We start from the raw sequence: 6155 nt of genomic DNA on the forward strand, positions 1-6155 counted from the left end.
ATGAGAGGAAGAAAATTAATGAAAAAATTTGAAGAAAAAACAGTTACAACTGATTTAAAATATACTGGTCGAATTATTACATTACAGGTAGATGATGTTCTTTTACCGAATGGGAAGCAAGGTAAAAGAGAGATTGTGAAGCACCCGGGAGCAGTTGCAGTAATAGCTGTAACTGACGATAAAAAAATAATTTTAGTAGAACAGTATAGAAAAGCACTGGAACGCTCTATTATTGAAATACCGGCTGGTAAAATTGAGCCAAATGAGGCACCAGAACTTACAGCAATGCGAGAGCTTGAAGAGGAGACAGGCTATACTTGTAATGATCTAAGGTATATACAATCTTTTGCAACCTCACCTGGATTTGCTGATGAGATTATACACCTTTACTTGGCTGAAAATATTGTAAAAATGGAGAATCCAGCTGATTTAGACGAGGATGAGTTCGTTGAATTATTACATGTCAGTCTTGAAGATATGGAACAAATGGTAATCTCTCAAAAGATCTTTGATGCAAAAACAGCTTTCGCCTATATTTGGTTAAAAGATTATTTAAAATAAGCATGTTTGAACCTAGTACAAGCATAAGATGAAAATAGATAGGGGGGATTCCAAGTTGAACCAGTCTTATACTATTTTCGTATCTTTTTGTGTACTAGTTGTTAGTTTTATAGGAGGATTAATACTTTTTGAACGTAGCTCACCAGAACAGCAGCAGTGGATTATCAACCTTTTGGATGCACGAGTCTTATTGGAAGGGCCACCTAGTTTCCTAGAGACGATTTTTCCTCACTTGATGATTGCAGTCGTTTTTTTCTTGTTTTATCAGCATCGCTACTTACAAAGATTCATCTTAGTCATTTGCGCATTCAAAATTACCTTTTATGGATTCTGTTCCAGTTTTTTGCTGCAAACTCAAGAAAGTACTTTTCCGTATGTATTTTGGTGGTTCCCATTTCAACTCGTCTACTGTATCCTATTACTTGCATTGGCAAGAAGAGTAAATCTCTTTACACTTGGCTTCTATATAATTACTATTATAATAGAGTTTATTCTTTTACCATTTATCGTATTTAATAATTAGTATTTATTAATAATTATTATTATGTGAATCTCTTGTAATGAGAAAACACTTCTTGTTATAATAGTGGTAGTTAAGGAGGCGTCATATGGAGAGCCGTATTGATCGTATTAAAAAACAATTATCTGGTGCGGGCTATAAACTGACGCCACAGCGTGAAGCGACAGTTCGAGTATTGCTTGAAAATGAAGAAGATCATTTGAGTGCGGAGGATGTTTTTCTACTAGTTAGAGAAAAATCACCTGATATAGGACTAGCGACTGTTTATCGAACATTAGAGTTATTAAATGAATTGAATGTAGTAGATAAAATTCAATTTGGAGATGGCGTATCACGCTATGACTTAAGACAAGAAGGCGCTGCACATTTTCATCATCATCTTGTATGTATCGAATGCGGAGCTGTGGATGAAATTCAAGAGGACTTGCTAGAGGATGTAGAGGCAATCGTGGAAAAAAGATGGAATTTTATTATAAAAGATCATCGTTTAACGTTCCATGGGATCTGCCATCGTTGCCAAGATAAATAACCAAAAAGGATAGCTAAAATATGCTATCCTTTTTTTAATTGCATAATTATTTAATAGGAGGTTTTTTGATGAAAGAGGGTCTGCTTCATTTAGAAGATTATTTGCATTTCCTCCGCATAGAACGACAGCTAGCAGAGAATACATTAGTTTCCTATAAAAATGATTTAACGGAATATTTAAAGTCTATATTTACCATCCAGCAATTAAGTAGTTTAGCAGACGTTGAACGGCATCATATCATTTTACATTTAAGAGATTTAAAGGAAAAAGGTAAATCAGCCCGAACAGTTTCTCGACATATTTCGTCTATCCGTTCCTTTCATCAGTTTTTGTTGCGGGATAAAGTGACAACAACCGACCCTACTATTCATTTAGAGCTTCCTCAACTAGAGCAGAAGCTACCGAACTTTTTGTCAGTTGAGGAGCTGAACACCCTTTTAGCGAGCATTGATGTGTCCAAGCCGCAGGGAGTGAGAGACCTCGCAATGTTTGAACTTATGTATGCAAGTGGTATGCGTATAAGTGAGTGTCTAAATTTAAATTTAGAGGATTTACATTTATCGATGGGATTTGTCCGTGTGTTTGGTAAGGGAGGGAAGGAACGTATTATTCCACTTGGTGGAGCAGCATTGCGTGCCTGTAGCAATTATATCGAACATGCACGCCCTGCACTACTCAAAAAAGAACGTACAGATGCTATTTTTATCAATCAAAGAGGGAAACGTTTAACAAGACAGGGAATATGGAAATTACTAAACAAGCATGTCCTTGCTGCTGGCATTAAAAAAGAAATTACACCACATATTTTACGGCATTCTTTTGCAACTCACTTGATTGAGAATGGGGCAGATCTAAGAGCCGTTCAGGAAATGTTAGGACATGCTGACATCTCTACGACACAGATTTACACCCACGTAAGTAAAAAGCGATTAAAAGAAGTTTACAAACAATACCATCCTCGTGCATAATGTCAGAGGTCTGACATTTATTTTCGGAGATTTTTTGGTACACTAATAAAGAACAAGTAGGAGGTAGAAATTATGGGAAAATTTAAACGTATACATGTCATTGTGATGGACTCTGTCGGAATCGGTGAAGCACCAGATGCTGCAGCCTTCGGTGACGTTGGCTCACATACACTTGGACATATTGCAGAAAAAATGAATGGATTGAAAATGCCAGAAATGCAAAAGCTAGGGCTAGGAAATATTGAAGCTATTAAAGGTATTGCTCCAGCAGATCAACCAACAGCTTATTACGGGAAGATGCAAGAAGCTTCTGTCGGTAAAGATACGATGACTGGCCACTGGGAGATTATGGGGTTAAATATCGACAAACCATTTAAAGTATATCCAAACGGATTTCCTGAAGAGCTTATCAATGCTTTAGAGGAGAAAACAGGGCGTAAGGTGATTGGCAACAAGCCAGCGAGTGGTACAGAGATTTTAGACGAGCTAGGGGAAGAGCATATGAAAACGGGAGCAATAATCGTTTATACTTCCGCTGATCCAGTTCTTCAAATTGCTGCACACGAAGAAGTGGTTCCATTAGAAGAATTATACCGAATTTGTGAAATCGCAAGAGAACTGACGTTGTCTCCTGAATTTTTAGTTGGTCGTATCATTGCACGTCCATTTATTGGAGAGCCAGGAAGCTTTGTTCGTACTTCAAATCGTCATGACTATGCTCTAAAACCGTTCGCTCGTACAGCAATGAATGAATTGCAAGATGCTGGTTTAGAAGTAATGGCGATTGGTAAAATTAATGACATTTTTAATGGGGAAGGTATTACTTCCACAGTTAGAACAAAAGATAACATGGATGGCATGGACAAATTTATCGAAACGTTGGATAAAGACTTTACAGGTATTAGTTTCTTAAACCTAGTAGACTTCGATGCTTTATATGGTCACCGCAGAGATCCAATTGGCTACGGTAAGGCTCTAGAAGAGTTCGATGCTCGCTTGAAGGAAGCGCTTCCTAAGCTAACAAGTGATGATTTATTAATCATTACAGCTGATCACGGAAACGACCCTACAATGCCAGGAACAGACCACACGCGTGAATTTGTTCCATTAACTGTTTATTCACCTAGATTTACAGAAATTAAAGAATTGCCTTTACGTATGACATTTGCAGATATAGGAGCAACAATTGCAGATAACTTTGATGTAAAGCCAACTGCATTTGGTGAAAGCTTCCTATCTTTATTAAAATAAAGGACGTGTATGAAAATGAGAATGAATGACATTATTGAAAAGAAAAGAGATGGCCATGCTCTAACAAAAGAGGAAATTAGTTTCTTTATTGATGGCTATACAAACGGTTCTATTCCTGATTATCAAGCTAGTGCATTACTAATGGCAATCTACTTCAAAGATATGAATGATGAGGAACGTGCCAACCTAACGATGGCTATGGTTAACTCAGGAGAACAAATTGACCTATCAGCGATCGAGGGTGTAAAAGTTGATAAGCATTCTACTGGTGGGGTAGGCGACACAACTACTTTAGTTTTAGGACCTCTAGTAGCTGCTTGTGGCGTTCCAGTAGCAAAAATGAGTGGACGCGGTTTAGGTCACACTGGTGGAACAATAGACAAGCTAGAAGCAATTGAAGGCTTCCATGTAGAATTATCTTCTGAGCAATTTGTAAAACAAGTAAATGAAATAAAAGTGGCTGTAATCGGTCAAAGCGGTAACTTGACTCCAGCAGATAAAAAACTGTATGCACTTAGAGATGTAACGTCAACAGTTAATAGCATTCCGCTTATTGCAAGCTCTATAATGAGTAAAAAAATTGCAGCAGGTGCTGGTGCAATTGTGCTTGACGTTAAAACTGGTGATGGAGCATTCATGAAAACGGCTGAAGATGCTCGTAAGCTAGCAAAAGCTATGGTGCAAATCGGTAATAGTGTTGGACGTCAAACAATGGCAATTATTTCTGACATGAGTCAACCACTAGGCCGAGCAATCGGAAACGCTCTAGAGGTACAGGAAGCGATAGATACGCTTAAAGGAAATGGCCCAGAGGATTTAACGGAACTGTGCTTAACTTTAGGTAGTCAAATGGTTGTCGTTGGAGAAAAAGCAGAGACGTTAGAAGAAGCTCGAGCAATGCTGAAAAAGGTAATCGACGATGGATCTGCTTTAGAAATCTTCAAGCAATTCATCAAATGGCAAGGCGGAAATGAAAATGTAGTCGATAACTCTGATTTGCTACCTAAGGCTGCTTTTGTTACAGAATTAACTGCTAAGGAAGCAGGCTACGTAACTTATATGGAAGCGGACGAAATTGGTACTGCAGCTATGTTACTAGGAGCTGGCAGAGCAACGAAAGAGTCAGAAATCGATTTAGCAGTAGGAATTATCCTTAACAAAAAGGTAGGAGATCGTGTAGAAAAAGGCGAATCACTAGCTACCATCCATGCTAACTCTGAAGATATTCAAGATGTTGTCAATAAATTACACAAAAACATCCAAATTGAAGCAGCGCAAAAAGATGCACCGCCTTTAATTTATGAAGTAATAACAGAATAACACTAAAATCTTTCTCGAAATTGATAAGACCCTGATAACTTTACTAACGTAGGGTTTTCAGGGTCTTATTTGTCTTATACTACAATTCTTCGTGATGGTTTCATCGGTTGAACTACAGAGGAGTGAAACTTTGTTGCGCCTAGTTTCTGTCGCTGTTATGAAAGAAGTTGACGCTGATTGTAGAGTTGAAGAATTATATAATAGAACGCTTAACGTTATTGATATTAGGCGGTATTTCGAGGTGAGTTTGAAAAGGTTTTAATGGAAAATAGATGCTCCCCTTATTTCATTTAGTCTGGATTTCGGTCTTCCAAGAAGGGATTAATACCCCTTTTGTTGAACCTGTTTACTAAGTGAACAGCTTAGTGGAAAAAGGAACGATGATAGGGGGTAATTATAGCGAAGCGATGGGAATTTACATATATATTTTGTAACAATTTGGAGAAAATGAAGTGGTTTTACTCAGACATACTTCAGTTAATACTCATATGGGATGATAAAGGTTCCATACTTTTAAAATTGGTGAACACCAATTAAGTATTGATTACAATGAAGAATTTAACCCACCATCAAGCAAGTTTTCCATTCAACCAGGATGGAAAGGGGGAACAGAACCAAGGATAGGTTGGTCGTTAGAATGTGATAAAGATAATTTTGAAAAAATTGTAAATTGCGTATCAGAAAATGATATAAAAAAATATTACAATAAGCCCATATGGAAGGGATATTGGTGTTTTCCTATTTTAGACCCTATGAATAATACAATAGAAATTACATGTACTGAAAAGATTATGAACTAAAAAGTCAGTCACTTTATGCTCATTTAACCACTGCAGCTTCCTAGTTGGAAGAATAGAAATTTATTCATTTATATTTTAGAATCACTTTCATAAATTAGTGATTTACCATTCCCATACAACATATTCTCCTGTTGATTGAAGCGGCAGGCGGCGACTCCCTCTTAAAATGTAGTCGTACCAATGGTTTCATTACGTATTTTAAAGTG

6 protein-coding genes are annotated in these 6155 nt (G+C 37.3%); all 6 read left to right on the forward strand.

From position 1 onward, the window contains the following. Positions 1–18: 18 nt before the first annotated feature. The 6 genes from Q0371_RS14670 to Q0371_RS14695 all read left to right on the forward strand — a co-directional run bounded on the left by Q0371_RS14670 (position 19) and on the right by Q0371_RS14695 (position 5149). The gene (locus Q0371_RS14670; RefSeq protein ID WP_298472309.1) at positions 19–561 is read left to right on the forward strand and encodes an NUDIX hydrolase; all 543 of its coding nucleotides are present in this window, start codon (positions 19–21) and stop codon (positions 559–561) included. Positions 562–616: 55 nt separating this feature from the next. Then, complete coding sequence (locus Q0371_RS14675) at positions 617–1084, forward strand: hypothetical protein (protein ID WP_169360825.1); 468 nt, start codon at positions 617–619, stop codon at positions 1082–1084. 85 nt (positions 1085–1169) lie between these two features. After that, the gene (locus tag Q0371_RS14680) at positions 1170–1610 is read left to right on the forward strand and encodes a Fur family transcriptional regulator (protein WP_169360826.1); all 441 of its coding nucleotides are present in this window, start codon (positions 1170–1172) and stop codon (positions 1608–1610) included. 68 nt (positions 1611–1678) lie between these two features. Beyond that, positions 1679–2578: a site-specific tyrosine recombinase XerD gene (gene xerD / locus Q0371_RS14685; RefSeq protein ID WP_298472311.1), complete on the forward strand. Its 900-nt coding sequence runs from the start codon at positions 1679–1681 to the stop codon at positions 2576–2578. Between the two features lie 72 nt (positions 2579–2650). Beyond that, positions 2651–3829 (forward strand): phosphopentomutase, encoded by a 1179-nt coding sequence (gene deoB / locus Q0371_RS14690; RefSeq protein WP_298472313.1) that lies wholly within the window; start codon positions 2651–2653, stop codon positions 3827–3829. Between the two features lie 15 nt (positions 3830–3844). Then, the gene (locus Q0371_RS14695) at positions 3845–5149 is read left to right on the forward strand and encodes a pyrimidine-nucleoside phosphorylase (protein ID WP_298472315.1); all 1305 of its coding nucleotides are present in this window, start codon (positions 3845–3847) and stop codon (positions 5147–5149) included. Positions 5150–6155: the final 1006 nt, after the last annotated feature.

Source organism: uncultured Psychrobacillus sp. (genome assembly GCF_938022135.1).
GTDB lineage: Bacteria > Bacillota > Bacilli > Bacillales_A > Planococcaceae > Psychrobacillus.

Excerpts from the sequence above, each read along its gene's own strand:
- Q0371_RS14680 (WP_169360826.1), top strand. The coding sequence starts at position 1,170 with ATGGAGAGCCGTATTGATCGTATTAAAAAACAATTATCTGGTGCGGGC.
- xerD (WP_298472311.1), top strand. The coding sequence starts at position 1,679 with ATGAAAGAGGGTCTGCTTCATTTAGAAGATTATTTGCATTTCCTCCGC.
- Q0371_RS14670 (WP_298472309.1), top strand. The coding sequence starts at position 19 with ATGAAAAAATTTGAAGAAAAAACAGTTACAACTGATTTAAAATATACT.
- deoB (WP_298472313.1), top strand. The coding sequence starts at position 2,651 with ATGGGAAAATTTAAACGTATACATGTCATTGTGATGGACTCTGTCGGA.
- Q0371_RS14695 (WP_298472315.1), top strand. The coding sequence starts at position 3,845 with ATGAGAATGAATGACATTATTGAAAAGAAAAGAGATGGCCATGCTCTA.